The sequence below is a fragment of the Shewanella electrica genome (assembly GCF_022321485.1).
Classification (GTDB): domain Bacteria; phylum Pseudomonadota; class Gammaproteobacteria; order Enterobacterales; family Shewanellaceae; genus Shewanella; species Shewanella electrica.
In genome coordinates this window covers 1-243 of sequence record NZ_JAKOGG010000679.1, presented here as the reverse complement: position 1 = coordinate 243, position 243 = coordinate 1, and the positions used below count along the sequence as shown (strand labels likewise).

The 243-nt window shown below is 65.0% G+C and carries 1 pseudogene; it reads right to left on the bottom strand.

Features of this window, described 5'->3' with window-relative positions:
• Positions 1–243 (bottom strand): annotated as a pseudogene (gene ychF / locus L9G74_RS21790) (redox-regulated ATPase YchF); the annotation flags it as partial.

Below are 243 nucleotides of genomic sequence, written 5' to 3'. Positions count from 1 at the left end.
GCTCCGATTCGATCTTGCTCGAGATCGGGATGACCTCGGCCAGCTCTCCGCTCTCTGTCACGGCTTCGCGAAGTGCGCGCACATACGCCGTCTCCGCGTCCGGAAGATCCGACTCCGCCACATTCGCGAGGTAGAGAATGGGCTTGGAGGTGAGCAGGTTGAAGGAGCGCAGCAGCTTCTCCGCGGATTCGTCGATCTCGACGGAGCGCGCAGCCCGGCCTGCCGCGAGAGCGTCCTGCACCC